Raw genomic sequence first — 1,382 nt, forward strand, 5'->3', positions numbered from 1 at the left:
ACTTTGATCTCCCCACCAAAAAATGAAATAGTCTCTCCAGTCAAGTATTCTGTGAATTCACCTTCCATCGAAGGGCTGAAGAATGCAGCCTCTCGTGAGGGATTGGTTATTACTATTACTTCGTCAGTGGCCTTCCATCTTCTAAAAGAGAAAACCGGTCCTTCAGCGGCAATGACCTCATACTCGCCAGTGCGGATCGATTCGTGCGATCTTCTAAGATCTAACAAAGCCTTATAGAAATCGTGAACATCATGATTCCAGCGCTCTTCATCCCAGATCATTGGCGCTCTGTTTTCAGGGTCACGACCTCCTTTCATTCCTATCTCATCTCCATAGTAGATCACTGGACTGCCAATGAACGTCATCTGGAGAGCCACAGCGATCTTCATAAGGTCGATCTGATTGAAAGCAAGAGTAAGGATTCTTTCGGTGTCGTGACTGTCGAGAATATTCCATAGAGAATGAAGAGTCTGGGGCGGATAAGCATTCAGGTACAGATTTGTCATAGCAGCAAACTTAGCTGCGGAATTTCCGGCTCTGAACACGTATTCTACAACAGCATCCTTGAAAGGATAATTCATGACAGAATCGAAACTCTTACCTCTTAGCAGAGATCTAGCGTCACCCCAAAACTCAGCGACAAGTATCATCTCATCGTCTAAGCTTTTCAAAAGTGGTCTGAAAAAGTCGGTCCAGAATAGTGGGTCTACTTCTGTTGCGACGTCTAAACGCCAACCGCCAATTCCGTCGCAATCGAATTTCCTTACCAGTCTCTCAACGTATGATTGCCAATCTTTGTTAAGAGCGTTTATTTTCGGCATATATGCGTAGCCGTTCCACCCAACATATGTCATTGCCCTGTCCTGAACTTTTCTTATCGGAAAGCGTTTCACAAAATACCAGTCAACGTAGGGAGATTCTTCTCCCCTTTCTCTTAGATCCTTGAAGGCGAAAAAGTCGTATCCAGTGTGATTAAACACTCCGTCGAGAATGATCTTTACGTCGCTGTCATTGGCAGCGGTTAGAAGTTCCTCGAAGAGCTGGTCGTCTCCGAAATTGTCATCGATTTTCAGATAGTCTTCGGTGTCATATTTATGGCTTGAGGGGCTCTCGAAAATGGGATTGAGGTATATTGCATCTACCCCCAGTTCAAGTAAGTGATCGAAATGATCCAAAATCCCTTTGAGATCGCCACCAAAGAAACCGTCTCCTCCAAGATTTGCGTAATCGGGATCGGCATTCCATTCCTGAACGTTTGGCGGATCATTTCTCGGGTCTCCATTGGCAAATCTCTCCGGGAATATCTGATAGTATGTTGCTCCCTTTGACCAATCAGGGAGGTCGAAGTAGGAAATCGGAAGGCTCTCTTTCGAAAAACAGTA

Annotated in this window: 1 protein-coding gene; it reads right to left on the reverse strand. The window is 44.9% G+C overall.

Features of this window, described 5'->3' with window-relative positions; translation table 11 throughout:
* Positions 1–1,382: glycoside hydrolase family 13 protein (locus BG32_RS02945; RefSeq protein WP_147434806.1), on the reverse strand; the 1,382-nt coding region annotated here is incomplete at both ends.

Origin of the sequence: Mesotoga sp. HF07.pep.5.2.highcov (assembly GCF_003666285.1) — a bacterium.
Classification (GTDB): Bacteria; Thermotogota; Thermotogae; order Petrotogales; family Kosmotogaceae; genus Mesotoga; species Mesotoga prima.